The 25,517-nt window shown below is 65.8% G+C and carries 25 protein-coding genes; 9 read left to right on the forward strand and 16 right to left on the reverse strand.

Annotated elements, in window-relative coordinates:
• The first annotated feature begins 32 nt into the window (after window positions 1–32).
• A complete protein-coding gene (locus tag QP457_RS16565; RefSeq protein WP_089236502.1) occupies window positions 33–500 on the forward strand; it encodes a hotdog fold domain-containing protein in 468 nt (155 codons plus the stop codon).
• A gap of 513 nt (window positions 501–1,013) precedes the next feature.
• Here the strand turns inward: QP457_RS16565 and QP457_RS16570 are convergent.
• The 3 genes from QP457_RS16570 to QP457_RS16580 all read right to left on the reverse strand — a co-directional run bounded on the left by QP457_RS16570 (window position 1,014) and on the right by QP457_RS16580 (window position 3,115).
• Window positions 1,014–1,364 (reverse strand): DUF1304 domain-containing protein, encoded by a 351-nt coding sequence (locus QP457_RS16570; RefSeq protein ID WP_191078159.1) that lies wholly within the window; start codon window positions 1,362–1,364, stop codon window positions 1,014–1,016.
• A 76-nt stretch (window positions 1,365–1,440) separates the two neighbouring features.
• Window positions 1,441–2,769, reverse strand: a complete 1,329-nt coding sequence (locus tag QP457_RS16575) for an MFS transporter (RefSeq protein ID WP_205406145.1) — start codon at window positions 2,767–2,769, stop codon at window positions 1,441–1,443.
• Window positions 2,770–2,899: 130 nt separating this feature from the next.
• The gene (locus QP457_RS16580; RefSeq protein ID WP_286041644.1) at window positions 2,900–3,115 is read right to left on the reverse strand and encodes a hypothetical protein; all 216 of its coding nucleotides are present in this window, start codon (window positions 3,113–3,115) and stop codon (window positions 2,900–2,902) included.
• On the opposite strand from QP457_RS16580, the gene QP457_RS16585 reads away from it, so the two are divergent.
• Complete coding sequence (locus QP457_RS16585; RefSeq protein ID WP_180166134.1) at window positions 3,057–4,457, forward strand: serine hydrolase domain-containing protein; 1,401 nt, start codon at window positions 3,057–3,059, stop codon at window positions 4,455–4,457. The two genes, QP457_RS16580 and QP457_RS16585, sit on opposite strands and share 59 nt — an antisense overlap.
• 127 nt (window positions 4,458–4,584) lie before the next feature.
• Here QP457_RS16585 and QP457_RS16590 read toward each other — a convergent pair whose 3' ends face one another.
• Window positions 4,585–5,343, reverse strand: coding sequence for an SDR family oxidoreductase (locus tag QP457_RS16590; protein ID WP_205406146.1), 759 nt, complete (start codon window positions 5,341–5,343; stop codon window positions 4,585–4,587).
• Window positions 5,344–5,455: 112 nt separating this feature from the next.
• Here QP457_RS16590 and QP457_RS16595 point away from each other — a divergent pair, with 112 nt between their 5' ends.
• Window positions 5,456–6,358, forward strand: a complete 903-nt coding sequence (locus QP457_RS16595) for a LysR family transcriptional regulator (RefSeq protein WP_205406147.1) — start codon at window positions 5,456–5,458, stop codon at window positions 6,356–6,358.
• An 82-nt stretch (window positions 6,359–6,440) separates the two neighbouring features.
• Here QP457_RS16595 and QP457_RS16600 read toward each other — a convergent pair whose 3' ends face one another.
• On the reverse strand, window positions 6,441–6,968 hold the full coding sequence (locus QP457_RS16600; protein ID WP_100460080.1) for a histone: 528 nt from the start codon (window positions 6,966–6,968) through the stop codon (window positions 6,441–6,443).
• Window positions 6,969–7,152: 184 nt separating this feature from the next.
• Here QP457_RS16600 and QP457_RS16605 point away from each other — a divergent pair, with 184 nt between their 5' ends.
• Window positions 7,153–7,674, forward strand: coding sequence for a hypothetical protein (locus QP457_RS16605; RefSeq protein WP_180166128.1), 522 nt, complete (start codon window positions 7,153–7,155; stop codon window positions 7,672–7,674).
• A gap of 70 nt (window positions 7,675–7,744) precedes the next feature.
• Here QP457_RS16605 and gcvH read toward each other — a convergent pair whose 3' ends face one another.
• From gcvH to QP457_RS16635, 6 genes are all read right to left on the reverse strand, one after another.
• Complete coding sequence (gcvH, locus tag QP457_RS16610) at window positions 7,745–8,140, reverse strand: glycine cleavage system protein GcvH (RefSeq protein ID WP_180166126.1); 396 nt, start codon at window positions 8,138–8,140, stop codon at window positions 7,745–7,747.
• Window positions 8,141–8,234: 94 nt separating this feature from the next.
• On the reverse strand, window positions 8,235–9,347 hold the full coding sequence (gene gcvT / locus QP457_RS16615; protein WP_205406148.1) for a glycine cleavage system aminomethyltransferase GcvT: 1,113 nt from the start codon (window positions 9,345–9,347) through the stop codon (window positions 8,235–8,237).
• A gap of 658 nt (window positions 9,348–10,005) precedes the next feature.
• Complete coding sequence (locus tag QP457_RS16620; protein WP_205406149.1) at window positions 10,006–10,440, reverse strand: NfeD family protein; 435 nt, start codon at window positions 10,438–10,440, stop codon at window positions 10,006–10,008.
• A 1-nt stretch (window position 10,441) separates the two neighbouring features.
• Window positions 10,442–11,401 carry an SPFH domain-containing protein gene (locus QP457_RS16625; protein ID WP_089236512.1) on the reverse strand — a complete coding sequence of 320 codons (960 nt, stop codon included), beginning with the start codon at window positions 11,399–11,401 and terminating at the stop codon, window positions 10,442–10,444.
• Between the two features lie 121 nt (window positions 11,402–11,522).
• Window positions 11,523–12,266, reverse strand: a complete 744-nt coding sequence (locus QP457_RS16630; protein ID WP_099818855.1) for a FadR/GntR family transcriptional regulator — start codon at window positions 12,264–12,266, stop codon at window positions 11,523–11,525.
• A 102-nt stretch (window positions 12,267–12,368) separates the two neighbouring features.
• Window positions 12,369–15,260 carry a TonB-dependent receptor gene (locus QP457_RS16635; protein ID WP_205406150.1) on the reverse strand — a complete coding sequence of 964 codons (2,892 nt, stop codon included), beginning with the start codon at window positions 15,258–15,260 and terminating at the stop codon, window positions 12,369–12,371.
• Window positions 15,261–15,503: 243 nt separating this feature from the next.
• Between QP457_RS16635 and QP457_RS16640 the strand changes: the two genes are divergently transcribed.
• Genes QP457_RS16640 through QP457_RS16660 form a run of 5 tightly spaced genes read left to right on the forward strand, consistent with a single transcriptional unit; the run spans window position 15,504 to window position 22,488 of the window.
• Window positions 15,504–16,943 (forward strand): polysaccharide lyase 6 family protein, encoded by a 1,440-nt coding sequence (locus QP457_RS16640; protein WP_205406151.1) that lies wholly within the window; start codon window positions 15,504–15,506, stop codon window positions 16,941–16,943.
• Window positions 16,940–19,189, forward strand: a complete 2,250-nt coding sequence (locus QP457_RS16645) for an oligoalginate lyase (protein WP_205406152.1) — start codon at window positions 16,940–16,942, stop codon at window positions 19,187–19,189. Before QP457_RS16640 ends, QP457_RS16645 begins: the two co-directional genes overlap by 4 nt.
• Window positions 19,186–20,490, forward strand: coding sequence for an MFS transporter (locus QP457_RS16650; protein ID WP_180166118.1), 1,305 nt, complete (start codon window positions 19,186–19,188; stop codon window positions 20,488–20,490). Before QP457_RS16645 ends, QP457_RS16650 begins: the two co-directional genes overlap by 4 nt.
• A 46-nt stretch (window positions 20,491–20,536) precedes the next feature.
• Window positions 20,537–21,289 carry a glucose 1-dehydrogenase gene (locus QP457_RS16655; protein WP_089236518.1) on the forward strand — a complete coding sequence of 251 codons (753 nt, stop codon included), beginning with the start codon at window positions 20,537–20,539 and terminating at the stop codon, window positions 21,287–21,289.
• Between the two features lie 14 nt (window positions 21,290–21,303).
• The gene (locus tag QP457_RS16660; RefSeq protein ID WP_205406153.1) at window positions 21,304–22,488 is read left to right on the forward strand and encodes a GDSL-type esterase/lipase family protein; all 1,185 of its coding nucleotides are present in this window, start codon (window positions 21,304–21,306) and stop codon (window positions 22,486–22,488) included.
• A gap of 33 nt (window positions 22,489–22,521) precedes the next feature.
• Here QP457_RS16660 and QP457_RS16665 read toward each other — a convergent pair whose 3' ends face one another.
• The 5 genes from QP457_RS16665 to nudE all read right to left on the reverse strand — a co-directional run bounded on the left by QP457_RS16665 (window position 22,522) and on the right by nudE (window position 25,456).
• Window positions 22,522–22,824, reverse strand: a complete 303-nt coding sequence (locus QP457_RS16665) for a DUF962 domain-containing protein (protein ID WP_180166112.1) — start codon at window positions 22,822–22,824, stop codon at window positions 22,522–22,524.
• Window positions 22,825–22,918: 94 nt separating this feature from the next.
• Complete coding sequence (locus QP457_RS16670) at window positions 22,919–23,245, reverse strand: YnfA family protein (RefSeq protein WP_180166110.1); 327 nt, start codon at window positions 23,243–23,245, stop codon at window positions 22,919–22,921.
• Window positions 23,242–24,078, reverse strand: coding sequence for a nucleoside triphosphate pyrophosphohydrolase (gene mazG / locus QP457_RS16675; RefSeq protein WP_205406154.1), 837 nt, complete (start codon window positions 24,076–24,078; stop codon window positions 23,242–23,244). Before mazG ends, QP457_RS16670 begins: the two co-directional genes overlap by 4 nt.
• Before the next feature lie 14 nt (window positions 24,079–24,092).
• Window positions 24,093–24,896 (reverse strand): 3'(2'),5'-bisphosphate nucleotidase CysQ, encoded by an 804-nt coding sequence (cysQ, locus tag QP457_RS16680; RefSeq protein WP_089236523.1) that lies wholly within the window; start codon window positions 24,894–24,896, stop codon window positions 24,093–24,095.
• Window positions 24,893–25,456, reverse strand: a complete 564-nt coding sequence (gene nudE / locus QP457_RS16685; protein WP_088100969.1) for an ADP compounds hydrolase NudE — start codon at window positions 25,454–25,456, stop codon at window positions 24,893–24,895. The genes cysQ and nudE overlap by 4 nt, the downstream gene beginning before the upstream one ends.
• Between the last annotated feature and the right edge of the window lie 61 nt (window positions 25,457–25,517).

The raw sequence follows: 25,517 nt of genomic DNA on the forward strand, positions 1-25,517 counted from the left end.
TTCGGTCCGCCGTTTCTTTAGGGAGACACGCGATGTCTGCTCCACTGCTTACGCTTTACCACCGCCTGCAGCGCTGGCCTGCCGGCAACTGGTTGTTCTCGCGCGCGGTGTGCTTCAAGGCACCCTACTTCGCCAGCATCGCCCCGCGCATCACTCTTCTCGAGAACGGCCGCTGCGAGGGCACGCTGGCCGACCGCCGCAAGGTGCGCAACCACATCGGTACGGTGCACGCGATCGCGATGTGCAACCTGGCCGAGCTGACCGCCGGGCTGATGGTGGATGCGTCGCTGCCGAAGGGCATGCGCTGGATTCCGAAGGGCATGCAGGTGCAGTACCTGGCCAAGGCCCGCGGCACGCTGCATGCGGTGGCGTTGCCGGCGCAGCCGATCGTGGTGGCGGCCGAAGGTTACGCGTTGCCGGTGACGGTGAGCGTGCGCGACCGCGCGGGCACGGAGGTATTCAGTGCGGTGATCGACATGTGGGTGTCGCCGGCGAAGTGATGTTCCTGCGAACGGCGCAGCCCCTCGTGGGTGGGACGCTGGAAGCGGGTCATGGGTTGGGCCGGAGGGCTGGGGCCAGGCGGGGACGCCGCAAGTACGTCCCTGTAGGCTTAGCCGCGCCATCCATGGCGCGGATAACCCGCCCGGCCCCAGCCCTCCGGCCTCTGACAGTTCTCTGCGGCGTCCACCCACGCAAGAGAAAAAAGAAGAGCAAAAGCAAAAGCAAAAGCAAAAGCGGCCCGGTGGCCGCTTTTTTCATGCGCGCAGAACCCACGAGCGCAGCGACCCGCTGTTGCTCTTGATCTTCTTTTTCTTCTCCGTGGGCTGGCCGCGCACGGAAACTGTCGGGGGTCGGGCGGGTTGGGTTCGCGGGGGTGTCCGCGGCGTGGATGCCGCGGCCAAGCCTACATGGACGTACTTGCGGCGTCCCCCGCGAACCCAACCCGCCCGACCCAACCACATGACCCGCTCTACGCGACCCACCCACGAGGGGCTGCGCCGTTGGCTGGAAACTCACGCCACCGCGCGAAGGATCAACGCCAGGATCGCCGGCACCGCCTGGATCATGAAAATGCGCCGGCTCACGCTGTACGCGCCATAGCACCCCGCCACCACCACGCACGCCAGCGAGAACGTCACCAGCACCGGCTGCGCCAGCACCAGCCCCACCACGATGCCTGCCGCCAGGAAGCCGTTGTACAAGCCCTGGTTGGCCGCCAGCACGCGCGTGGTCTCCGCCTTCTCCGGCGTATTGCGGAACGTCTTCAGGCCCAGCGGGCGGGTCCACAGGAACATCTCCAGCACCAGGAAATAAACGTGCAGCAGTGCGACCAGCAGGGTCAGGGCGAGCGCGATCCAGTACATGGGCGGTTCCTTGAACAGGGATGGAGAATGGGGTCAGATCCCTTTCCCTGCGGGAAAGGGATCTGACCCCGGAAAATCAGCGGTCGCGCGGCAGCTTCTTTTCTTCGCGCAGCACGCCGAACGCCGCAGCGGTCATGCAGGCAGCCACCACCACGCCACCGATGAACACCACGTGCGAACCGAACAGGGACAGCCCCTTGTGCAGCCAGGCGAAGCTCAGGTCAGCACCACGATAGACCACGGTGTCGATGGCCGCACCGGCCTTGTAGCGCCACTGGCGGTCCACGCGGGTGTAGATGGTTTCGCGGGCTGGCTTGGCCAGGGCGAATTCGCTGGCGCGGGTCATCACCTGCACCACCGCCACCATCAGCGGCATCGGCGAGGCGGCCAGCACCGAGAAGCCGATCAGGATCGCAAAGCCCGGAATCAGCAACGCCGGTGCGATGCCATGGCGCGACAGCAGCCAACGGGTCAGCCCGAGCTGCATCAGCAATGCCAGCGCATTCACCGCCAGGTCGATGCGCGAGAAGAACGCGGTACTGACAGCCGCATCGGTGAACGAGGCACGCACGATGGCGGCCTGCTGGTTGTACAGCAACGTGCCGACACCCACGCCGAACACCACCATGATCGCCAACCAGCGCAGCAGGGGCTCGCGCACGATCAGCTTCAGGCCATCAAGCACACTGCCGCCCATCGGCTGCTCACCGGACACCAGCTGTTGTTCGCGCTCGCGCAGCACCGCCCAATGCCGCAGGCGCCAGATGCACAGCAGGCAGACGGCCAGGAAGCCGGCCGACACCAGCATCAGGTTGGCGATGCCGACGCGCTGCACCAGCGCACTGGTGATGATCGGACCGAGGAACGCGCCGACGGTACCCGCTGCACCGATATAGCCGTAGTACGCCCGCGCCTGCGCATTGGAGAACACGTCGGCCATGAAGCTCCAGAACACCGCCACTGCGAACAGGTTGAACACGGTGATCCAGAAGAAGAACGCCATGCCACGCCCCGGCATGCCACTGTCGAACAGGGCATAGAACCCGAGCAGGGTGGCGATGAAGAAGCCATACACCGCCGGCAGGAACACCCGCCGCGGGAAGCGACTGACCAGCCAGCCATAGACCGGCTGCAGCACCAGCATGATCACGAACACGCAGGAAAACAGGAACTGCAGGACGAAGTCCTTCAGCGCGATGCCGTGGCTGGCGAACCAGGCGATCAGCACCGGCGGGAACACCGTCTCCAGGTCGGCCGAGGCGGCCATCGCCTCGCGTACCGGGCGCAGCACGTAGTAGCCGCTGAGCAGGCAGAAGAAGTACAGGAACGACCACCAGAGCGCCGGCGACTCGCGCAGCGCTGCGACCAGCTTCTTCAGCGGACCGCCCGCAGTGGCCGCGCTCACGCGGCTCCCCTCGCCAGCGAACGGCGGTTGGACAGCGGCATGGCAGGCTCCGGGGGCAGTGAAGCGCGTACGTTATCCAATGCACTGCAACATCGCCAGCGCAGGCCGCACCGATGGCTGCAACGAAGTGTCACGGCATCCCACGCACGACACCTTCTGATACCCGCTTTTCTGGCGTCAAAAATCCAACTTTTTCAACGAGATGCGCATTCATCTTCGCTTTGTTTGTGCACAGGCGAAAAGCGGCGCTAGAATCATCCCCAGCAGTCGCGCACGGGTTCCAACCGATGAAAAAGAACAGCCTGCGTCGTCCGATCCGTTCGGCGGCCACCGGTTTGCTGGGCATGTTGATGCCCCTTGCCTTGTCCACCACCGCGCAGACCCCGCCGGCCTTGCCGCCGATGCCGACCAACATCGAGACCGCTGCCGGTGGCGCCATCCCCCACACTCAGCCGGCGGCTTACCGCACCGGCCTGGTGCCGCAGGTGCAGTTGCCGGCCGCCGGTTTCAACGTCGCCAACATCGAATCGATGGCGCAGCAGCTCACCTATGGCGAGCGCGTGCCGGGCATGGCGGTGGCCATCGTGCAGGGTGGTCGCGTGCTCAGCGCGCGCGGCTACGGTGTCACCGACGTCAACAACCCGTTGCCGGTCGACGCCCACACCGTGTTCCGCCTGGCGTCGCTGTCCAAGGCCTTCGCCGGCACCATGGCTGGCCTGCTGGTCAACGACGGTACCCTGCGCTGGGACAGCAAAGTCACCGACTATGTGCCGGGCTTCCGCCTGAACTCGCCGGAGGCCACCGACCGCCTGACCGTGGCCGATGTACTCAGCCATCGCGTCGGCCTGCCGTACAACGCCTACGACCGCGACATCGAAGGCAATGCCGAGTACTACGCGCTGACCCAGAAGCTGGCCAACACCAGCCTGAAGTGCCTGCCGGGCGACTGCTACGCCTACCAGAACGTGGCCTTCAGCCTGATCGGCGATGTCGTGTATGCCGCCTCCGGCAGCTTCTACGAGCAGTCGGTCGAACGCCGTATCTTCAAGCCGCTGGGCATGAACGATGCCAGCCTCGGCTTGGCCGGCATCCAGGCCAGCTCGCGTTGGGCACGCCCGCACGTGCGCAGCCGCAACGGCTGGGTATCGCTGACGCCGAAGCCGACCTATTACCGCGTTGCCCCGGCTGCCGGCGTCAACGCCAGTGCCAGTGACATGGCGCAGTGGCTGCTGGCCCATACCGGCCACCGCCCGGACGTGCTGCCGGCGCCGCTGCTGGCCACCCTGCACTCCAGCCTGATCAACACGCCGGGCGAGATGCGCTCGGGCTGGCGCCGCGAACGCCTGCACTCGGCCGGCTACGCGCTCGGCTGGCGAACCTTCGACTACGCCGGTCACGATGTCGTGTTCCATGCCGGCGCCGTGCAGGGTTACCGCGGCCTGGTGGCATTGGTGCCCGAGCGCGACCTCGGCATCGCCATCATGTGGAACGGTGAAAGCGGCCTGCCCAGCGGCCTGCTGCCGACCGTGCTCGACGCCGCCCTCGGCCTGCCGTCGCAGCGTTGGCTGGACGTGGACACCGACTTCGGCAGCGACAACCTGATGGCCGAGGGCGCCGCCCCGGCACAGCAGGACAAGCGCAAGGGCAAGGGCGCCTCGGGCAACCGCGCGGTGGCCTCGCCGCGCTGAACTGGCGAGCTCGACCGTAAGCAGAAGGGCGGCCCTCGGGTCGCCCTTTTTTTGTTGTTGCAAAGCCGAGCCCATGCTCGGCTGATTCAAGCAGCCGAGCCTGGCTCGGCTCTACCGTTCCGCAGCGCTAGTGGGCGAAGTAGTGCATTCCGCCATCCACCGGAATCACCGCGCCGGTGATGTACCCCGCCAACGGTGAGGCCAGGAACGCGACCAGGTGCGCCACCTCCTCCGGTTCGCCGAAACGCCCCATCGGGATGTTGCGGGCGATGAACTCACGCCGGCTCTCTTCGGTGGGATGCAGTCGATCCAGGATCTGCGCACTGTTGATACGCCCTGGTGCAATCGCGTTGACGGTGATGCCCTCGCCTGCCACGTCGCAGGACAGCCCCTTGCTCCACAGATGCAGCGCCGCCTTCGCCGGGCTCGCGGCATTCACCGCGCGCGGCTCCATCGACCCACTGAGGTTGATCACACGCCCCCAGCCATTGGCCCGCATCGACGGCAGCAACGCCTGCGTCAACCGTCTTGCTGCCGAGAAGTTCAGCGCCATCGCCTCGTCCCACACGTCGTCTGCGGCAGCCACCCCGGCCAGCCGCGCGCCACCAGCCGCATTGACCAGGATATCCACGCGCTGCAGCGCCCCCAGCGACGCGCTGGCGATGCGCTGCACGTCGTCGGTGTCGGTCAGATCGCCCAGCAGCACGACCGGTGCTGGCCCACCCGCCGCCTCGATCGCGGCCGCCACCGATTGCAACGGCGCCTGCCGCCGCGCAGTGATCGCCACGCGCACACCCAACGTCGCCAACACCCGCGCGACACCGGCGCCGATGCCACTGCCTGCGCCGGTGACCAGCGCGGTACGTCCTTCAAGATCCAGTTTCATGTGTTGCCCTGCCAGGTTCTGACGGCCCATCTGGCCGTGCGGACATGCTCTTTGAATACCCTCGATTGATAAACTCCAGCGAGGTTTCAACATTCAGAACCCGGGGTGTCAGATGAACCTGTTGGAGAGCATGCAGGTCTATGTGCTGGCCGTGGAAAAGGGCAGCCTGAGTGCCGCGGCGTCGGCACTGGACATCTCCGCGACGATGGCCGGCAAGCACCTGCGCGCCCTGGAGGAACGGCTGGGCATGCAGCTGTTGAGCCGCACCACGCGACGGCAGCACATGACCGCTTTCGGTGAGGCCTACTACGGCCGCTGCAAGGAGATCCTGCGCCTGGTCGAGGAAACAGATGCGCAGGCACAACATCACCATCTGGCACCGGCGGGCACGCTGCGGATCAGTGCACCGGTGATCTTCGGCACGCATGCGCTGGTGCCGTCACTGTCGACCTACATGGACCGCTACCCCGAGGTCAGCGTCGAACTGGTCCTGACCGATCGCGTGGTCGAACTGGCCGATGAGGGATTCGAGGCTGCCATCCGCATCGGTACGCTTGCCGACACCAGCCATCTCGTAGCGCGTCCGCTCAGCCCCTACCGGCTGACCTTGTGTGCATCACCGGCCTATCTCGCGCGGCATGGCACGCCGCACAGCGCGCAGGCGCTGCAGCAGCATCAATGCCTGTCGCTGGATCCGGCTGCGCTGTCGCACTGGCTGGGCAACGAGGCAACATCGGCGGTGCAACCGCCCTCAGGACGCCTGCAGATCAACAACGGCGAAGCGCTGCGGCTGGCCGCGCTGCAGGGCCTGGGCATCATCCTGCAGTCGAGCCTGCTGCTGGCAGCGGACATCGATGCGGGTGGCCTGGTCCCGTTGCTGCCGGAACTTGGTCAGCGCGGTCGGCCCACGCACGTGGTCTATCCGCACGACCGTTATCACTCGACCCGGCTGCGCAGCTTCGTGGATTTCCTGGTCGAGCGGTTTCCCGGTGAAGCAGCTGGCCATCGCAGCTAGCCAACGCTGATGCCCATAAAAAAACCCCCTCCCCGCTGGGCAGTCGGGGAAGGGGTCTCAGGGTACGGCTATCGGGAGGTGCTTAGATCAGCGGTGCCGGCGTTGCCGGAAGGGCCACCGGGGCGGCCTTCTTCTTGCGGGCGGCCGGCTTGCGCTTGGCAACCTTCTTGGCAGCCTTCTTCGGGGCAGCCTTCTTGGTGGCCTTCTTCGCAGTCTTCTTCACCGCCTTCTTGGCGGTCTTCTTTACCGCCTTCTTCACTGCCTTCTTGGCGACCTTCTTGGCCGGCTTGCGGGCAGTGGTCTTCTTGGCGGCTTTCTTGGCAGTCTTCTTGGTGGCCTTCTTGGCTACCTTCTTGACGGCCTTCTTCGCGGTCTTCTTTACGGCCTTCTTGGCAGCGGACTTCTTGGCTACCTTCTTCGCAGCCTTCTTCACTGTCTTCTTCGCCGTGGCCTTCTTGGCGACCTTCTTGGCAGCCTTCTTCACTGCCTTCTTGGCGGTCGCCTTCTTCGCGACCTTCTTCACTGCCTTCTTGGCAGCGGCCTTCTTGGCGACTTTCTTCACCGCTTTCTTGGCGGCGGGCTTTTTCTTCGCAGCTTTCTTGGTTGCCATGGTGATGGCTCCTCGTCAGTGATAGGGAGTTGAAACGCCCAGGTGGATCAAACCCGCCCATGCTGCGTGCGGGGACCGCCGGCGCGTCAGGCGCGCCGTTACGGATGCGGTGATGCCCGCCACGATCAGCGGAGCAGGCATCGGAACAGGGGTCGCCTTGCATTTCTCCGGGGGAAGCGGGGCCATGTCCACCGTCTTGAGGATCGCGGTGGTCTTCGAGGGGCTGCTTCGCATCGGACGATTGATTCTTCGCACTCGGTTTGGCAGGCAAGGTCTGCTGAGGCGAAACCTAATCACGGTTTTTTTTACTGTCAACAACCCCCGCGAAAAATTTTCACATCCGCCGCGTCCCGGGAGCCCTTCCCGCGCCTGCCGATGTTCCTCCGCGAGCGCCGTCAAACACGGCATCGCGCATCGTCGCTGCCATCGGCTGCGTACGAACAGCGAAGAAAAAACACTTGAAACAAGCACTCTGCGTCATGTAGAGGTCTGGAGTGGAACGCCACACGGCGACGTGGTCGTGCACGGCGATGCACTCGCCAACGCCAGCACAACGGACCTGCAACAAGGCCAAAAACTTTTCACATCCGGGCGCGCCGCCGCGGGGGTGGAAACGCGGATTTGCGCAAAACTGCGCACGCCTTTTGGCCGCGCTCAACTCCGGCTGATGCCATGGCGATGGCATGCGGCGAACCGGTCGGCATAAGTTCGACGCGTCCTCCAAAACGAAAACGGCCACCCGAGGGTGGCCGTTTTCGTACCGGGGAAACGACGACTCAGTGCTCTTCGTCTTCCAGGCCTTCGGCGTACGCGTCCGGGTCCAGCAGCTCGTTGAGCTCTTCGCTGTTGGACACTTCGACCACGAACATCCAGCCTTCGCCGTAGGCGTCCTCGTTGATGGTTTCCGGCTTGTCGGCCAGCGCCGAGTTGACCTCGACGATGGTGCCGCTGATCGGGCTGTAGACGTCGGAGGCGGCCTTCACCGACTCGACGACCGCGATCTGCTCGTTGGCCTTGGCGGTCGTGCCGACTTCCGGCAGCTCGACGTAGACCAGGTCACCCAGCAGGCCCTGAGCGTGGTCGGAAATACCGACGGTAACGCGGCCATTGCCTTCGACACGGGCCCACTCATGGGACTTGAGGAACTTGAGGTCGCCGGGGATCTCGCTCATGGGACTGCTCCAGAGATATGCAGGGGGTGGAAAAAACGGGGCTAGTGTAACCAACCGGCCGCCACTGCTGGCAGTGACGACCGGCACGTTTGGATCACGCGTCGGTGAGCACGCCGGGCTGGGCCTGGCCTTCGCGCACGAACGGGAACTTGACCACCCGCACCGGCACCTGGCGGCCGCGGATGTCGACGGTGACCTGACCGAGTTCACCGGCCGGTACGCGCGCGAATGCGATGCCCTTGGTCAGGGTCGGCGAGAAGGTGCCGGACAGGATCTCGCCCTGGCCGCCGGCCGTGGTGACCGCCTGGCCATGGCGCAGCACGCCCTTCTCATCCATCACCAGGCCGATCATCTGACGTGCGTTGCCGGCCGCCTTCTGCGCCTCCAGCACGTCGCGACCGATGAAGTCGCGACCTTCGTCCAGCGACACCGTCCAGGCCAGCGCCGCCTCGTACGGGCTGATCGCTTCGTCCATGTCCTGGCCGTACAGATTCATGCCGGCTTCCAGGCGCAGGGTGTCGCGCGCGCCGAGGCCGGCCGGCTTCACGCCAGCAGCAAGCAGGCGGTTCCAGAACGCGACCACGGCATCCTGCGGCAGCAGGATCTCGAAACCGTCTTCGCCGGTGTAGCCGGTGCGGGCGACGAACAGTTCAACGCCGTCATCGGACTGCACCTGCAGCGCGGCGAAGCGGCCGAGCTTGCCCAGCGACTCACGGTCGGCTTCGCCGGCCAGGCCGATGACGATGTCGCGCGCCTGCGGACCCTGCACGGCGAGGATCGCCAGGTCCGGACGCTGCTCGACGGAGACGTTGAACGGCGCCGCCTGCTCGCGCAGCCACGCCAGATCCTTCTCGCGGGTGGAGGCGTTGACCACCATGCGGAAGAAGTCTTCGCCCAGGTAATAGACGATCAGGTCATCGATGACGCCGCCCTGCGGATTCAGCATGCACGAGTACAGCGCCTTGCCGGTGGCCTTGAGCTTGTCGACCGAGTTGGCCAGCAGGCGGCGCAGGAACGGCTTGACCTGGTCGCCGCGCAGGTCGACCACGGTCATGTGGCTGACGTCGAACACGCCCGATTCACGACGCACCAGGTGGTGCTCGTCCAGCTGCGAGCCGTAGTGGATGGGCATGTCCCAACCCCCGAAATCGACCATCTTGGCGCCAAGGGCGCGGTGGGTATCGTTGAGCAGCGTCTTCTGGGTCATGACCGGGTCCGGCAGCAGAGGAAACAAGAACGCGCATTATCCCAGATCGGTCGGCCGCAGGTCGCGCCGCAGCGCAGCGGGGGATGTTGGCCGGCCTGCGGCCGGCGGGTGCTTTCTACAAGCCAGGCAACGGCAACGGCCAAAGCGCATCGGCTCGGCGACGTCTGTGGGGTGGTGGGGCGATGTGGGGTTGCGGGACACGCCGCAAGTACGTCCCTGTAGGCTCGTAGGCGCCATCCATGGCGCCTGCGGTCCCTCCACCCCACACCGCCCCACCCCGACAGGTTCCCGGAGACGGGACGGAAGGCAAGAGCGGTTGTGGATGTCGATACATATGATGTCGATACATATAAGGAGAGGGGTGGGATTTCTTTTCCTGCCGAAAAGAAATCCCACACCGGCCATGACCCGCGAGCGCAGCGACCCGCTTCTGCTTCGCTCTTATTTTCTTTTCCGTGGGTGGACGCCACCGGAAACTGTCAGAGGTCGGGCGGGTGGGCTGGGCAGGGGTGTCCGCGCCATGGATGGCGCGGCCAAGCCTACAAGGACGTACTTGCGGCGTCCCCTGCACAGCCCACCCGCCCGACCCAACCCAACCCAGCATCTGCTTTTGCTTTCAGCGACCACCCACGAGGGGCTGCGCCGTTGGCTGGAAAACTCAGCCGGCAGCTTCGACCACCAGCGCACTGCCCTGCACCGCCACTACCCGAACCAGCGTGCCGGCCGGCAGCTCCGGCCCACTCACCTGCCACGACGCGTCATCGATGCTGACCCGGCCCTGCCCGCCGACGATGGCCTGCTGCAATGGCACCACCCGGCCGACCAGTTGTTCAGCGCGACGGTTCAGCAGCGGCGCGTCGCTCTGCCGCGCACGCGGCTTGCCCCAGCGCCGGTAGCACTGGATCGACAGCACGCTCAGCACCACGAAGGCGACCACCTGCCACAACACCGGGATATCGGCGAACACCGCCACCAGCGCGAACACCGCCGCCGCACCGATGCCGATCCACAGCATGAACGCGCCGGGCGCCAGCGCTTCGGCGGCGAACAGCAACAACGCCAACGCACCCCAGGCAACGACTTCCCAGCGCATGTCAGCCTCCAATCGGCGGCGGCCGCTTGGCCGGCGACCGGGTTTCCTGGTTGGACAGCGCCTGCTTGGCAAGCTCGGCCACGCCGGCGATCGAACCAATCACGCCGCTGGCTTCCATCGGCATCAGCACCAGCTTCTGGTTCGGCGACGTGGCCAGTTCCTTGAACGCTTCCACATACTTCTGTGCGATGAAGTAGTTGATGGCCTGGACGTCGCCGTCGGCGATCGCCGCCGACACCACCTGGGTCGCCTTGGCTTCGGCTTCGGCCAGGCGCTCACGCGCTTCGGCGTCGCGGAACGCGGCCTCGCGCCGCCCCTCCGCTTCCAGCACCGTGGCCTGCTTCTCGCCTTCGGCACGCAGGATCTCGGACTGTCGGGAACCTTCCGCCTCGAGGATCTGTGCGCGCTTCTCGCGCTCGGCCTTCATCTGCCGCGCCATCGCATCGAGCAGGTCGCGCGGCGGCTGGATGTCGCGGATCTCGATGCGGTTGACCTTCACGCCCCAGGGATTGGTCGCATGGTCGACCACACTGAGCAGCTTGGCGTTGATCACCTCGCGCTGGCTGAGTGATTCATCCAGGTCCATCGAGCCGATCACGGTACGGATGTTGGTCTGCACCAGGGCGATCATCGCCACTTCCAGCACCGACACCTCGTAGGCGGCCTTGGCCGCGTCCAGTACCTGGAAGAACACCACGCCATCGACGCGCACGGCGGCGTTGTCCTTGGTGATCACTTCCTGGCCGGGCACGTCCAGCACCTGCTCCATCATGTTCACCTTGCGCCCCACCCCGTAGACGATCGGGATCAGGAAATGCAGGCCGGGCGACATCGTGTGGGTGTAACGGCCGAACCGCTCGACGGTCCACTCATAACCCTGCGGCACCATCCGTACCGCCTTGAACAGGATGACCACGGCCACGAAGGCCAGTACCGCGCTGAAGAACATGGTCGGGAACATCGCGCTTTCCTTATGGGAGACGTCCGGAGCCCAGCATAGCGCGCGGATGCAGGCAGTGCGGGTGCGGGAGGTTCCAGCGGAAAGCAGCAGAGCGTGGCCCGGCTCTACAGCATGGGCCCGGTCAGATCCGGGTCGTGGCCAGGAAGCGCTCGCGGTCCTGCTGGGTCTGCCGGCGGATCTCGGCCAGCGCCTGGCTTTCGGTCGCCTCCAGCATCGCCTCGAACAGGCGCTGGAAGTGATGCCGCATCGCATTGCGTGCCGCGACCGGATCGCGCGCGCGCAGACCTTCGAAGATCGCCATGTGCTCGTCGGCGCGGCTGGCACCATCGTCATGGCACACCCGGGCATAGACCTCGGTCACCCGCGGCAGCTCACTGCGCATGCGCCAGATCTGCTGCACGAAATACTCGACCACCGGATTGCCCGACAGGCGGGCGATGGTCAGATGGAAGCGGCGATCGTAGTCGCCGGCCTCTTCATCGCTGAGGTCACGCCGGCACAGTGCTTCGGCCAGCACCTGCAGCTCGGCGATGCCGGCCTCATCGATATTGCTTGCCGCCAGCGCGGCGGCTTCTGCCTCGAACACGGCACGCGCAGCGGTCAGGTCGAAGGCGCTGATATCGGGCAGCCCGCCGGCAGCCTGTGCCGGGCGCGGCTTCACATAGACACCCGAGCCGATACGGATCGCGATCCAGCCCTGCGCTTCCAGGGCGATTTCCGCCTCGCGGATGGTGACCCTGCTGACGCCGAAGCGTTCGGCAAGTTCACGTTCGCCCGGCAGGCGCGAACCCGACGGATATTCGCCATCTTCGATCAGCTTGCGGAGCTTGGCGGCGATGGTCTGGTAGAGACGGTTGGCGGACATGCGGCTGACCCTTGGCGGTTCCCTCCGGGCCCGTCCCCGGCCACCGGGCACGGTGCGGGTCCGGTTGGAGCGACGGCGCGACCATTGGCCGCGCCGCCCTGTTCAGAACTTGTATCGTACACCGAAATACGCACGCCGCCCGTAGCTCACCACCTCGCGGAAATTCCCGTAAAGCGGCTGGTACGCCACGCGTGGCTCGTTGGTCAGGTTCATCAGTTCCAGCGACAGCGACAGCTGCTTGTTCACCCGGTAGCGCAGGCGCAGGTCGACGCTGGTGTTGTCATCGTAATAGCGGTTCTGCTGCGCCGTGTTGCCGGTGAAGTCCTGGTAATAGTGCGAACGGAACTTGCCGATGGCCTGGATGTTGAAGCGGCCCACGTCCCAATAGATCGAACCGGACAGCACGTGCCGCGAGAATCCGCTCAGGCCGGCCGGCGGCACGATGGCCGGGATGATCGATCCGTCGGCGGCCAACTGCTCGCCCAACCGCGAATCCTGGGTCTGGTAGTCGGCGTCGGCATAGTTGTAGCTGACCTTGAAGCCGAGGCCATCGAACGGCTTGGGCAGGTACGAGAACCGGTGCGTGGCACTGAGCTCGATACCGGTCAGGGTGCTGTCCTCATCGGTGGTCACCTGCTGGCGCACCGGCACGGTCACCGTCTGTCCGTTGATGGTGTAGGTTTCCGGCACCAGCGCGGTGGCGGTGCCGCCGTTGAACTGCTTCCAGTACACCGCACCGGCCAGCAGCGTGTCCGGGTTCGCATACCACTCCAGCGAGACATCACCGTTCCAGGACATCAACGGCTGTGCGGCCGGATTGCCGCTGGCACTGATGTCGTCCAGCGCGTCGGCCAGGCCGGTATAGGTGGCATCGCTGCTGACATTGATGGTTCGACCGGCACCGAGTGCGGCGATATCCGGGCGTGACATCGCCCGATACGCGCCCACCCGCAGAAGCAGGTCCGGCTTCAGCTCGAAGGCGGCATTCACGCTTGGCAGCAGCTTGTCGTTGCCCGACTTGAACACCTGGGTGGTGAAATCACCCGTGGGCTGCAGGCGGATCGTGCCGTCGCCGTTGTCGATGATCGCCAGGTCGGTGCGCACACCTTCCGAGCGCACATCGGTCTTGACCCAGCGCAGGCCGACATTGCCGGTGACCGGCAGCCCGAACAGTGTGCTGCTGAACTCGCCCATCAGGTACAGCGCGCGGGTTTTCTCGGTCACATCGACGTTGTTCGGATCCTGGAAATCCGGATCTAGGCCGCTGTCGCTGGTGCCGCGGAAGGACTCGTAGAGGCAGCTCGGATCGAAGTACGCCCACGAGGAGATCGTGTTGCCGCTGGCCGCATCCATGAAGTCATCCTGCGGGAACGGTGCACGGCAGGCACGATTGGCGGCAATGATCTTCGCCTTGTCTGCCGCAACGCGCTGGTCGTAGTCGGTCACCAGGGTGTTGTCGCGCAGGCGGTAGTCGGCCTGGCTGGCGCGCACGCCGCCCTTGATTCGGGTGAAGAAACCGGACTCGGGCATGAAGCTGGCATCGAAGCGGCCAGCCTTGATCTTGTGGTCGTTCTCGGTAGCGCTGGAGGTGACCCGCGCTGCACCGGTGTAGGCATCCCAGTTGTTGGGATCGAAGTTCGGCGCCAGCGCCACGCTCGGCACCTCGCCATGCCAGTCCCAGTCGTAGTCGACATAGCCGGTGGCGCCGCTGCTGATGCCCGGCACGATGGCGTTGTTGACGTCGCGCTGGTTGGCGCGCAGCCGGGTCATGCGCTCGCTGTCCAGGCGGTTGGTATGCGAATAGGAAAGATCGGTGGACAGCTCCCAGGCCGGGCTCGGGCGCAGGATCAGGTTGAGGCCGCCACCGGTGTACTCCTCGCCACGCCAATAGCGGTTGGAGGTCGAATCGATGGAGGTGCTGCCATGCAGGTGGCGGACGATGCCGTCCTCGTCCACGTCACGCTGGGTGATGCCGCGACGCGCGTTGGACAGGCTCAGGTCGCTGCGGTTCTCGTCCCAGTTGCGCTCGGTATGCTCGAAATCGAGGTTGACCTCGACCACGTCGTTGGGCCGCCACTGGAGCGCCGCGAACTCGCTCTGGCGATCATTGCGTTCCTGCTTCATGCGATAGATGCGGCTGCTGGGCACCAGGTAATACGGGGCACCGTTGGCGATGGCCTGGGCGCTGACTTCACTGCAGTTGGCATTGGCCACGTTCTGCCTGCCGTCGCAGGCATACCAGGTGGAGCCGCTGGTAATGCTCTCCTCCGGATCGGTGCCCTCCAGCCGCTGGATGCCCAGCGAGATACCGAGCTTCTGGCCGTTGCCGAATTCGAACTGGTCGATGTAGCTGGCGGTACCGCGATAGCCGATGCCATCGTCGTCGCGGTACTTCTTGTCATACTCGGCCCAGCTGCCACGCAGATCGATCTGCGCCGAGCGCTTGCCGTACTCCAGCGGCTTGACCGTCTCCAGCCCGATGGTGCCGGCGACACCGCCTTCGATGATGTCGGCACGCTGGGTCTTGTAGATCGCCACCGTGTTGATCAGCTCGGCTGGGAACATGTTGAAGTTCACCGAGCGGTCGCCGCTGCCGTTGGTGATCTCGCGGCCATTGAAGTTGGTGCTGCTGAGGAATGCGCCAAGCCCACGGATCGAGATTTCCGACGCGCCGGTCTTGTCGCGGGTCGAGGCTGCACCGGTCAGCGTTTCGATCGCATCGGCCAGCGATGGCGCGGGCAGGTCGCCGATGTCATCGGCCGACAACACATCGGCGATCACCGTGTCGTCCCGCTTCTTGTTGATCGAACTCTGCATCGACTCGCGGATGCCGGTGACCTGGACCTGGTCCAGGGTGGTGGCGTCCTGCCCGGAACCGGTAGCGGCAGACTGCGCCTGTACGGCCGGCGAAGCGGCCAGCGCAGCGAGCAGTGCCACGATCAGTGGTGTGGGTGACAACGGTGTACGACGTACAACTCCGGCAGGTTGCCGCATGGTTTTCCTCCTCCCAAAGGATCGCCCGGACGGTAGGCGTGGGACGCAGCTTCGACACGCCGACACAGAAATGTCAACCAACTGGACTGGATTTTTCGTAATACCTTTGATTCAGACCGGTTGCCCGCCATTTCATGTGCTGATGCAGCATGACTTTGCGCGCAACGTGGCTTACAACACACCCAACAAGTGGTATGCACACCCACTCTGAAACCGCGGCATCGCCGTCTCTGGAAGGACTTCATGCGCATTCAATCGACTTCGCACCGCCTTTCGAAACCTGCGCTTGGATATTGCCTGGCAATTGGACTGGCAACATGCCTGACCAGTTCGCCGGCAACAGCTGCCAGCTGGCTCGTACACGACGTCGGCGCGTTCGCCACCGCCGCTGCCGCCCTGCAGCCTGGCGATGAGATCGTGCTGGCCGATGGCACCTGGACCGACGCGCGCCTGCTGCTGAAGGGCCAGGGCACGGCCGCCGCACCGATCGTGCTGCGCGCGCAGACACCCGGCAAGGTGATCCTCAGCGGGGCGTCGGACCTGCGCCTGGCCGGCAGCTACCTGCAGGTCTCCAACCTGGTGTTCCGCAACGGCTACACCCCGGGTGACGCGGTGGTGGCCTTCCGCGAGTCGAGCAAGGCGGTAGCCAGCCACAGCCGCGTCACCGGCCTGGTCATCGATGACTACAGCAACCCCGATGGCAGCGACCAGGACTACTGGGTGTCGGTGTACGGCAGCAACAACCGCCTCGACCACAGCCAGCTGCGTGGCAAGACCAACGCTGGCCCGACGGTGGTGGTGGTGCGCGATGCCACCCAAGGCCTGGACAACCAGCACCGCATCGACCACAACTGGTTCGGCCCGCGCCCTGCACTGGGCGTCAATGGCGGCGAAACGATCCGCGTCGGCACCAGCGACACCTCGCTGAGCGATTCCAACAGCACTGTCGAGAACAACTGGTTCGAGGGCTGCGATGGCGAGACCGAGATCGTCTCCAACAAGTCCGGCGGCAATACCTTCCGCGGCAACGTGTTCTATCGTTCGGCCGGCGCGCTGACCCTGCGCCATGGCAACGGCAACCGGGTGATCGACAACCTCTTCCTCGGCGACGACAAGGCCGGCACCGGCGGCGTGCGCATCATCAATGCCGACCAGACCGTCAGCAACAACTACTTCGAACGGCTGGCCGGCTCCAGCAACCGTTCGGCGCTGGCGGTGATGGACGCACAGGCCAATCCGCCACTGTCCGGCTATGCGCCGGTGGTCAACGCAACCATCAGCCGCAACACTTTTGTCGACGTGGCGAAGATCAGCTTCGGCGTTGGCCACGACGAGGCCAAGGGGATCGTGGTCGCGGCCAGCAACAGCCACTTCAGCGGCAACCTGATCGTCAACCGCACCAGCAAGAATCCACCGAATGCGGCCAGCTCGCTGGCGGGCATCGCCTTCAGCAACAACGTGCAGTCGCCGCAGGCCAGCAGCGTATTCCCGGGCGGAGTGAGCAGCGCCAGCATCGCCCTGCAGCAGGCCGCCAGCGGCCTGTGGGTGCCGGCAACGCCGCTGCCCACCATCGGCGCCGATCCGGCGCTGGCGATGACCCCGCGCGAACAGACGGGGGTGGACTGGTATCCCAAGGTGGGCGAGGTTGCCCTGTCACGCACCAGCACCGGAGTTGATCGATGAGGTTGCAGCCGCTGTCCCTGTGTTCCCACCGCCTGGCGCTCGCCCTTGCCCTCGCCGCTCCCTTCGCCCTGATGCCGACGGCACCGCTGCACGCGGCACCTGCCGCAGCCGCGCGACAAGGCGATACCGCGCCGGTCCTGGTGACCGCTGCGCAGTGGCAGCAGATGGCCAGCGAGGGCAGCCGCTACCCGTGGTTCGCCAAGGAGCAGGCGCGTACGCAGAAATCGCTGCAGAAGATGATGAAGGCCGGCATCGACGTGCCGGTGCCGAAGGACAAGGGCGGCGGTCGCACCCATGAGCAGCACAAGCGCAACTACCAGGCACTGCTGGCCGCCGGCACCCTGTACCGGCTGACCGGCGACAAGGCCTATGTCACCTATTCGCGCGACATGCTGCTGCAGTACGCCAAGCTCTACCCGACCCTCGGCCCGCATCCGGAAGGACGCGGGCAGATTCCCGGCCGGGTGTTCTGGCAGGTGCTCAACGATTCGGTCTGGCTGGTCAACGCCATCCAGGGCTACGACGCGATCCGCGATGCGCTGTCGCCGCAGGATCGGCAGACCATCGAATCGCAGGTGTTCCGGCCGATGGCCGAGTTCCTGGCCAGCGAGCCGAAGAACTACGACCAGATCCACAACCACGCAACCTGGGCGGTGGCGGCCACCGGCATGACCGGCTACGTTCTGCGCGATCCGGAACTGGTGGAGAAATCGCTGCGCGGCAGCCGCAAGGATGACCAGTTCGGTTTCCTGCGGCAGATCGACCTGCTGTTCTCGCCCGATGGCTATTACGAGGAAGGCCCCTACTACCAGCGCTACGCGCTGGCGCCGTTCCTGCTGTTCGCCAACGCCATTGAGCGCAACGAGCCGCAGCGGAAGATCTTCGCGCGCCGCGATGGCGTGCTGCTGAAAGCGGTGGACGTGCTGGTGCAGACCAGCTACGACGGCCTGTTCTTCCCGATCAACGATGCGATCCTGGACAAGGGCATCGACACCGAAGAGCTGGTGGCGGGCATCGGCATCGCCTATGCGCAGGCCGGCGATGATCGCCTGCTGTCGGTCGCGCAGCAGCAGAAACGCCTGCTGCTGTCGCCGGAAGGGCTGCAGGTGGCGCAGGCGTTGGCCGCCAACAAGGCCAAACCGTTCGATTACCGGCCGATGCTGCTGCGCGATGGCCCGGATGGAGAGCGCGGTGGTCTGGCGATCCTGCGCATGGGCGGCGAACACGGCCAGGCGCTGGTGCAGAAGGACACCATGCAGGGCATGGGCCACGGCCACTTCGACAAGCTCAACTGGTTGTTCTACGACAACGGCAATGCCGTGGTGACCGACTACGGTGCGGCGCGCTTCCTCAACGTGGAAGCCAAGCGAGGCGGCATCTACCTGGCCGAGAACCGCAGCTGGGCCAAGCAGACCGTGGCCCACAACACCCTGGTGGTGAACGAGCAGAGCCACTTCAAGGGTGACTGGAAGCGCGGTGAGGAACATGCACCCACGGTGCGTTTCTTCCAGGCCAACGCCGATACCCAGATCGCTTCGGCGACGATGCGCGATGCTTACCCGGGCGTGGTATTCACCCGCACCCAGGCATTGCTGCGCCACCCCGAACTGGGCCTGCCGGTGGTGCTGGACCTGCTGCAGGTGCACGGCGACAAGGCCGCGCGTTACGACCTGCCGCTGCACTTCAACGGCCATATCGTCACCACCGGATTCGAGGCCGAGCATTTCCCCACCCAGCGCCCGGTGCTCGGCGGCGACAACGGCTATCAGCACCTGTGGCTGGACGCACGCAGCAAGGCCGGCAGTGAACCGCGCACGCTGGCATGGCTGCTCGACGGGCGTTTCTACACCTATCGCTTCGGCAGCAGTGCGCCATCGCAGGCGTTGCTGGTGGAAAGCGGCGCCAACGATCCCGAATTCAACCTGCGCCGCGAACCTGCGCTGCTGCAGCGCGTGGAAGGACAGAAGGATGTGACCTTCTTCAGCGTGCTGGAGCCGCATGGCGAGTACAACGGCACCGCCGAGTACGTGCACGGCGCCGACAGCCGCATCAGGGAGATCATCCGAACGCGCGGCAATGATGCCGAGGTGCTCGAACTGCGCCTGGCCAGCGGCGCACGCATCGCACTCGGCGTGGCCGACGACAGCGACGCGAAGGGCGAACACAGCGTGACGGTGGACGGCCATGCCTACCGCTGGAGCGGCAGCCATGCGCGCATGGACCGCGGCAAGGGTGACGTGCGATGAACGGCCCCTCGGCCCTGGCCACGCTGCGCAAGGTGCCGGTGCGCTCGGCCGTGCGCTGGCTGATCGTCGGCCTGATCGCGGTGGCCACGGTGATCAACTACATCGACCGCAATGCGCTGGCGGTGATGTGGCCGGAGATCGCCAAGGAGGTCGGCGCGACCAAGGACGACTACGCGCTGCTGGTAACGGTGTTCATGCTGTTCTACGCCGCTGGCCAGTTCCTGTTCGGGCGCCTGTTCGACATGATCGGGACGCGACTGGGGTTCGCGTTGTCGATCAGCGTGTGGTCGATCTCGATCGCGCTGCATTCGGTCACCCACTCCATGCTGTCCTTCAGCGTAGTGCGGGCGATGCTGGGCGTCAGCGAAGCCGGCGCCTGGCCCGGTGCGGTGAAAGCCAACGCCGAATGGTTCCCCGCGCGTGAGCGCGCCCTCGCACAGGGCATCTTCAACGCAGGTGCGTCCATCGGCGCCATCGTTTCCGCACCGGCCATCGCCGGCCTGTACCTGTGGCTGGGCTGGCGCGGCACCTTCGTGCTGGTCGGTGCGCTTGGCTTCCTGTGGCTGCTGCCGTGGCTGTTCGTCTATCGCGCCGGCCCGGACAAGCACCCGTGGGTGAGTGACGCCGAGCGACGCCTGATCATGGAAGACCAGACCGGCCAGCAGCGCGCGGATGCGCCCAAGGTGAGCGTGCGCTCGCTGCTGGCGCACCGGCAGAGCTGGGGCATGTTGGCCTGCCGTTTCCTGCTGGACCCGATCTGGTGGCTGTTCGTATCGTGGCTGCCGATCTATCTGGCCGAGACCTTCGGCTTCGACATCAAGCAGATCGGCCTGTTCGCCTGGGTGCCGTTCGTCGGCGCCATGCTGGGCAGCCTCAGCGGCGGCTGGCTGTCGGGGCGGCTGATCAATGCCGGCCATGGCGTGGACCGCGCACGCAAACTTTCGATTTCGCTCGGCTGCGTGATCATGGCACCGGCCCTGCTCGGTGCGGTACTGGCCAACCAGCCGCTGTTTGCGGTGCTGGCGATCGCTGCGGTGCTGTTCGGTTTCCAGATCGCCATCGGCAACATCCAGACCCTGCCCGGCGATCTGTTCGACGGCCGCTCGGTCGGCACGCTGGCCGGTCTCGGCGGCCTGGCCGCAGTGGCCGGCACGTTGATCACCACCTGGCTGGTGCCGGTGCTGACCCGCCATTCCTACGCACCGATCTTCATCCTCGTTGCCGCACTGGTGCCGCTGTCGCTGGTGGCGCTGTGGTGGTGGACCGGACCAATCCACAAGCTCGACCGCAACGACGGTTGAGCCCCCCTTTCCCTCGCATTCCCCCGCAAACCAAGGAGTTTCCCGCATGTCGTTCCAGGACAAGGTGGCCATCGTCACCGGTGGTGGCCGTGATATCGGCCGTGCCGTCTCGATCAAGCTGGCTGCGGCCGGTGCACGCGTCTGCCTCAATTACGCCAACGACGAAGCCAGCGCACAGGAAACGCTGGCGCTGATCAAGGCGGCCGGTGGCCAGGCCATCGCTCACCGCGCCGACGTCACCGATCCGGCCGCGGTGGCCGGTCTGGTCGCAGCAACCCAGGCTGCATTCGGCCAGCGCATCGATGTGCTGGTGAACGTGGCCGGCGGCATGGTCGAGCGTCGTCCGCTGGCCGACATCGATCCCGCGTTCTTCCACAAGGTCATCGACCTCAACCTGACCTCCACCTACCTGACCACCCACGCCGTGGTACCGCACATGGGCGAAGGTGCGGCGATCGTGAACTTCGCCTCGCAGGCCGGTCGCGATGGCGGTGGCCCTGGCGCGGCGATCTACGCCACCGCAAAGGCCGGCGTGATGACCTTCACCCGGGCCATGGCAAAGGAGCTGGGGCCGAAGGGCATCCGCGTGAATGCGCTGTGCTGCGGCATGATCGCCACGCGCTTCCATGATGAATTCACCAAGCCGGAAGTGCGCACGGCGGTGGCCGGCGCGACGCCGCTGCGTCGCCAGGGGCTGCCGGACGAAGCCGCCGATGCAGCGGTGTACCTGGCGTCGGACGCAGCAGCGTTCGTCACCGGCGCCAATCTGGACGTCAACGGCGGCACCTACTTCTCCTGACCGGACCGAAGCCCATGCAGCGCTGGATCACCCTGCTTTCCCTGGCCATCGGCAGCGCCGTGGCCGCCCCCGTGGCGCTGGCCGCACCGGTCTGGGTCACCGCCTGGACCGCCTCGCCCGCGCCTGACCGCAAGGATGGCAGCGCCGACGCGCCCGTACAGTTCGCCGCGCAGACCGTGCGCCAGGACATGCGCCTGGGCAGCAAGGGCGATGCGCTGCGTCTGCGCATCAGCAACGAGCTGGGCACCACGCCGCTGCATGTGGAAGAGGTACGGGTGCGCCTGAAGGATGGCAGGGCGACAGCGCTACCGGTCACCGTCGATGGACGCGCGTCCATCGACGTACCAGTGGGTGCCGCGCTGCTGAGTGATGCGTTGCCATTGCAGGTCGCCGCACTGCAGGAGATCAGCGTGACCGCGTACTTCCCGCAGCCCACCCGCCCTGCGGTGCGCCGCACCGTGGTGCGGGTGGCCGACGGCAAGCAGGATGCGGTGGCCGACAGCGTGCGCGTGGGTTACCAGCAGAATGTGTTCTCGGCCGTGCTGGTGCAGCGCGCGGATCGGCCGCAGGTGATCGTGGCCCTGGGTGATTCCATCACCGAAGGTGCGACGGCCTCGCGTGGCTCCTTCAACCAATGGCCCGAGCGGTTGGGCCAGCGTCTGCAGCAGGCCTGCCCGGACCGCTTCGTGGTGCTCAACCAAGGCATCAGCGGCAACAAGCTGCTGGACCATGGCCGCAGCCACAGCGCGCTGTCACGGCTGGATCGCGACGTTATCGCGGTTGCCGACGCCGACCAGGTGATCCTGTTCGAAGGCATCAATGACATCCGCCACGGTGGCGGTGCACAGCCGCTGCCGGGACGCAGCACGACGGACATGCTGCTGGGCTACCGCCAGGTGGCCGCACGACTGCATGCGCATGGCATCCGCGCTCATCTCGGCACACTGACGCCCTTCGGCGATTCGGAGCGCTACGAACCGGTATCGGCCGCCACCCGTACCGCGATCAACCAGTGGGCGCGTGGCAAGGACACCGGCTTCGATGGCGTGGTGGATTTCGATGCGGCGCTGCGTGATCCGAAACAGCCGGAATCACTGCCAGCCGGCATCACCCGCGATCACCTGCACCCGAACGACGAGGGCTACCGGCGCATGGCCGATTCGATCGACCTGGCGATGCTGGGCTGCACGGCGCGTTGAATCACGCAGCGCGGGCCAGCTCCCCGGGCAACATCACCATTTCACCCTGCCGCGCAGGATGTCGGCGAACATCACCCAGTCACCGATGAAGGAATACAGCGGATGGCGGAAGGTTGCAGGGCGGTTCTTCTCGAAGAAGAAGTGGCCGACCCAGGCAAAGCCGTAGCCGCAGGCCAGTGCAGCCAACAGCAGCAGCGGCTGCCCTCGCAGCACGGCGGCGGCGACCAGCAGCAGCACGCCGCAGCTGCCGATGAAGTGCAGGCGACGCGACACCGTGTTGCGGTGCTCGCTGAGATAGAACGGGTAGAACTCGCGGAAGCTGGCGAAGCGGGACATGCGCATGCTCCGTTCGTTGAGGGTAGTGCCGGGCCATGCCCGGCTTCCTTTGCCAACAGCGGTCGAACATCACTCGACTCTACACCGCCGCGGCTTACCCCGGCTGCCGCGGCCCGAACATGATCACCGCCATGCCGGCCAGGCAGAGTGCAGCACCCAGCATGTCCCAGCGGCTGGGACGGATGCCGTCGACCAGCCACAGCCAGAACAGCGCCGTGCCGATGTACACGCCACCATACGCGGCGTAAACGCGGCCGCTGGCGGTCGGGTGCAGGGTCAGCAGCCAGGCGAACAACGCCAGGCTGGCCGCCGCCGGCAGCAGCAGCCAGATGCTGCCGCCCCTGCGCAGCCACAGCCAGGGCAGGTAACAGCCGACGATCTCGGCCAGCGCGGTCAGCAGGAACAGACCCAGCGTTTTCACGCTTTTTCCGCAGCCTTGGCGTGCTGCCAGAGCGCTTCCTGCGCATCCAGATCGAGTGCAGCCAGCGAATCGCCGTGTGCCTCGGCCTGCGCCTCCATCGACCGGAAGCGACGTTCGAACTTGTGGTTGGCCCCACGCAGCGCGGCACCCAGATCGATGTCCGCATGCCGTGCCAGGTTGGCGCAGACAAACAGCAGGTCACCCAGTTCCTCCTGCAGGCGCGCCTTGTTGCCGGCGATGTCACCGCGCTCGAACTCCTCGCGCAGTTCCTGCAGTTCCTCGGCTGCCTTGTCCAGCACCGGCAGCGGGCCGGGCCAGTCGAAACCGACCTTGGCTGCGCGAGACTGCAGCTTCACCGCCCGCTGCCATTCCGGCAGGCCACGCGAGATGCCCGCAAGCGCCGAGGTGTCCCGCTCACCCTTGGCCGCGCGCTCGGCACGCTTGATCGCGTCCCAGTTGCGCATCACACCATCAGCATCGTCGACGCTGACATCGGCGAACACATGCGGGTGCCGCCGTTGCATCTTGTCGCTGATCGCGCGCGCGACCTCGGCAAAGGCAAACGCGCCCTGCTCTTCGGCCATGCGCGCATGGAACACCACCTGCAGCAGCAGGTCCCCCAGTTCATCGCAAAGGTCGTCAAGATCGCCCCGATCGATCGCATCGGCCACCTCATAGGCTTCTTCGATCGTATAGGGGGCGATGGTGGCGAAGTTCTGCTCCAGGTCCCAGGGGCAACCGCCCTGTGGGTCGCGCAGGCGCGCCATGATGGCCAGCAGGCGCTCCAGCTCCGCGCTGGCGTCGCCGGTGGCAGGGGTGTCGTGCGTGCTCATGCGTTTCTCCAGCATCAATCAGACAACCAGTCGCGCCACGGCAGGCTGGTATCGCCCAGCGCCATGAACTCGCCGTTCAACAGCGTCGGCCGGCGGTTGTAGCGGAACGGCTTGCCGGTGCCGACCGAGAGCACCGCACCACCGGCCGCGTGCAGTACGCACTGGCCAGCAGCGGTATCCCATTCGGAGGTCGGGCCCAGCCGCGGATAGACATCCAGTCCGCCTTCGGCGATCCGGCAGAACTTCAGCGACGAGCCCTGCACCACGGTCTCGATGTCGCCCATCCGGGCCAGCAACGCATTCGTCTCGGCTGAGCGATGCGAACGGCTGGCGGCGACCCGCAGCGGCGCAGTCGCGGGTGTACGGGTACGCAGTACGGTGTCATGTACGCCCTGCCGGCGATACGCCAGCTCGCCCCGCATCGCGTGCCAGACAATACCGGTGACCGGCGACTGGACCACGCCGAAGGCCGGAGCACCCTGGTAGATCAGCGCAATGTTGACGCTGAACTCGCCATTGCGCTTGACGAAATCACGGGTGCCATCCAGCGGATCGACCAGCCAGTACGCGCCCCAGTGCTGGCGCTGCTCCCACGGCACCAGCGGCGACTCCTCCGACAGGATCGGCAGGTCCGGGGTCAGCTGCCGCAGCCCCTGCTGGATCACCCGGTCGGCAGCGAGGTCGGCAGCGGTGACCGGGCTGTCGTCGTCCTTGAGTGTCACGTCGAAACCGTTGCTGTAGATCTGCATGATGGCCTGCCCGGCTTCCTGGGCGATGGCGATCGCGGTCTCGCGCAGTTCCGTGGTCAGCTTGATCATCGTGCTCCCTGCAGCCACTGGCGGGCGATGAACAGCGCCGCCAGCGAACGCCCTTCGGAAAAGTCCTCGCGCAGCATCAGCTGGTCCAGATCGGCCAGCTTCCACGGCACCACTTCCAGCTCTTCCGGCTCGTCTCCGGCCAGCTTCTCCGGATACAGGTCGCGCGCGACCACCAGCCAGGACTGATGGCTCATGTAGGTCGGCGCCAGGGTCATCGCGCGCAGCACGTCGACCTGCCGTGCGCCATACCCGGCCTCTTCCTTCAGCTCACGGTCGGCGGCCTGCTCCGGCGTTTCGCCGGCATCGATCCGGCCCTTGACCAGGCCAAGCTCGTAGCGATGCATGCCGGCCGCGTATTCACGCACCAGCAGCACGGTTTCATCATCGAGCATCGGCACCACCACCACCGCGCCATGGCCACGGCTGACCAAGCGTTCGAAGCGACGGCGTTCGCCGTTGGAGAACTCCAGGTCCAGGTGCTGGCGCTGGAAGGGCCCGTTCTCCTCGTCGGTGATCCGATGGATGATCGGCAGAGGACGCCTGGCGCGGTCATCGTTCATGCGGAATCTCCGTGGCAACCGGCGCATGCGCCGAGGCCGATAGAATGTGCAGGCAGCAACA

This window comes from Stenotrophomonas sp. As-7, from assembly GCF_030291015.1.
Classification (GTDB): Bacteria; Pseudomonadota; Gammaproteobacteria; order Xanthomonadales; family Xanthomonadaceae; genus Stenotrophomonas; species Stenotrophomonas lactitubi.

Excerpts from the sequence above, each read along its gene's own strand:
- QP457_RS16565 (WP_089236502.1), top strand. The coding sequence starts at position 33 with ATGTCTGCTCCACTGCTTACGCTTTACCACCGCCTGCAGCGCTGGCCT.
- QP457_RS16570 (WP_191078159.1), bottom strand. The coding sequence starts at position 1,364 with ATGTACTGGATCGCGCTCGCCCTGACCCTGCTGGTCGCACTGCTGCAC.
- QP457_RS16585 (WP_180166134.1), top strand. The coding sequence starts at position 3,057 with ATGAAAAAGAACAGCCTGCGTCGTCCGATCCGTTCGGCGGCCACCGGT.
- QP457_RS16580 (WP_286041644.1), bottom strand. The coding sequence starts at position 3,115 with ATGCCCAGCAAACCGGTGGCCGCCGAACGGATCGGACGACGCAGGCTG.
- QP457_RS16590 (WP_205406146.1), bottom strand. The coding sequence starts at position 5,343 with ATGAAACTGGATCTTGAAGGACGTACCGCGCTGGTCACCGGCGCAGGC.
- QP457_RS16595 (WP_205406147.1), top strand. The coding sequence starts at position 5,456 with ATGAACCTGTTGGAGAGCATGCAGGTCTATGTGCTGGCCGTGGAAAAG.
- QP457_RS16600 (WP_100460080.1), bottom strand. The coding sequence starts at position 6,968 with ATGGCAACCAAGAAAGCTGCGAAGAAAAAGCCCGCCGCCAAGAAAGCG.
- QP457_RS16605 (WP_180166128.1), top strand. The coding sequence starts at position 7,153 with ATGTCCACCGTCTTGAGGATCGCGGTGGTCTTCGAGGGGCTGCTTCGC.
- gcvH (WP_180166126.1), bottom strand. The coding sequence starts at position 8,140 with ATGAGCGAGATCCCCGGCGACCTCAAGTTCCTCAAGTCCCATGAGTGG.
- gcvT (WP_205406148.1), bottom strand. The coding sequence starts at position 9,347 with ATGACCCAGAAGACGCTGCTCAACGATACCCACCGCGCCCTTGGCGCC.
- QP457_RS16620 (WP_205406149.1), bottom strand. The coding sequence starts at position 10,440 with ATGCGCTGGGAAGTCGTTGCCTGGGGTGCGTTGGCGTTGTTGCTGTTC.
- QP457_RS16625 (WP_089236512.1), bottom strand. The coding sequence starts at position 11,401 with ATGTTCCCGACCATGTTCTTCAGCGCGGTACTGGCCTTCGTGGCCGTG.
- QP457_RS16630 (WP_099818855.1), bottom strand. The coding sequence starts at position 12,266 with ATGTCCGCCAACCGTCTCTACCAGACCATCGCCGCCAAGCTCCGCAAG.
- QP457_RS16635 (WP_205406150.1), bottom strand. The coding sequence starts at position 15,260 with ATGCGGCAACCTGCCGGAGTTGTACGTCGTACACCGTTGTCACCCACA.
- QP457_RS16640 (WP_205406151.1), top strand. The coding sequence starts at position 15,504 with ATGCGCATTCAATCGACTTCGCACCGCCTTTCGAAACCTGCGCTTGGA.
- QP457_RS16645 (WP_205406152.1), top strand. The coding sequence starts at position 16,940 with ATGAGGTTGCAGCCGCTGTCCCTGTGTTCCCACCGCCTGGCGCTCGCC.
- QP457_RS16650 (WP_180166118.1), top strand. The coding sequence starts at position 19,186 with ATGAACGGCCCCTCGGCCCTGGCCACGCTGCGCAAGGTGCCGGTGCGC.
- QP457_RS16655 (WP_089236518.1), top strand. The coding sequence starts at position 20,537 with ATGTCGTTCCAGGACAAGGTGGCCATCGTCACCGGTGGTGGCCGTGAT.
- QP457_RS16660 (WP_205406153.1), top strand. The coding sequence starts at position 21,304 with ATGCAGCGCTGGATCACCCTGCTTTCCCTGGCCATCGGCAGCGCCGTG.
- QP457_RS16665 (WP_180166112.1), bottom strand. The coding sequence starts at position 22,824 with ATGTCCCGCTTCGCCAGCTTCCGCGAGTTCTACCCGTTCTATCTCAGC.
- mazG (WP_205406154.1), bottom strand. The coding sequence starts at position 24,078 with ATGAGCACGCACGACACCCCTGCCACCGGCGACGCCAGCGCGGAGCTG.
- cysQ (WP_089236523.1), bottom strand. The coding sequence starts at position 24,896 with ATGATCAAGCTGACCACGGAACTGCGCGAGACCGCGATCGCCATCGCC.
- nudE (WP_088100969.1), bottom strand. The coding sequence starts at position 25,456 with ATGAACGATGACCGCGCCAGGCGTCCTCTGCCGATCATCCATCGGATC.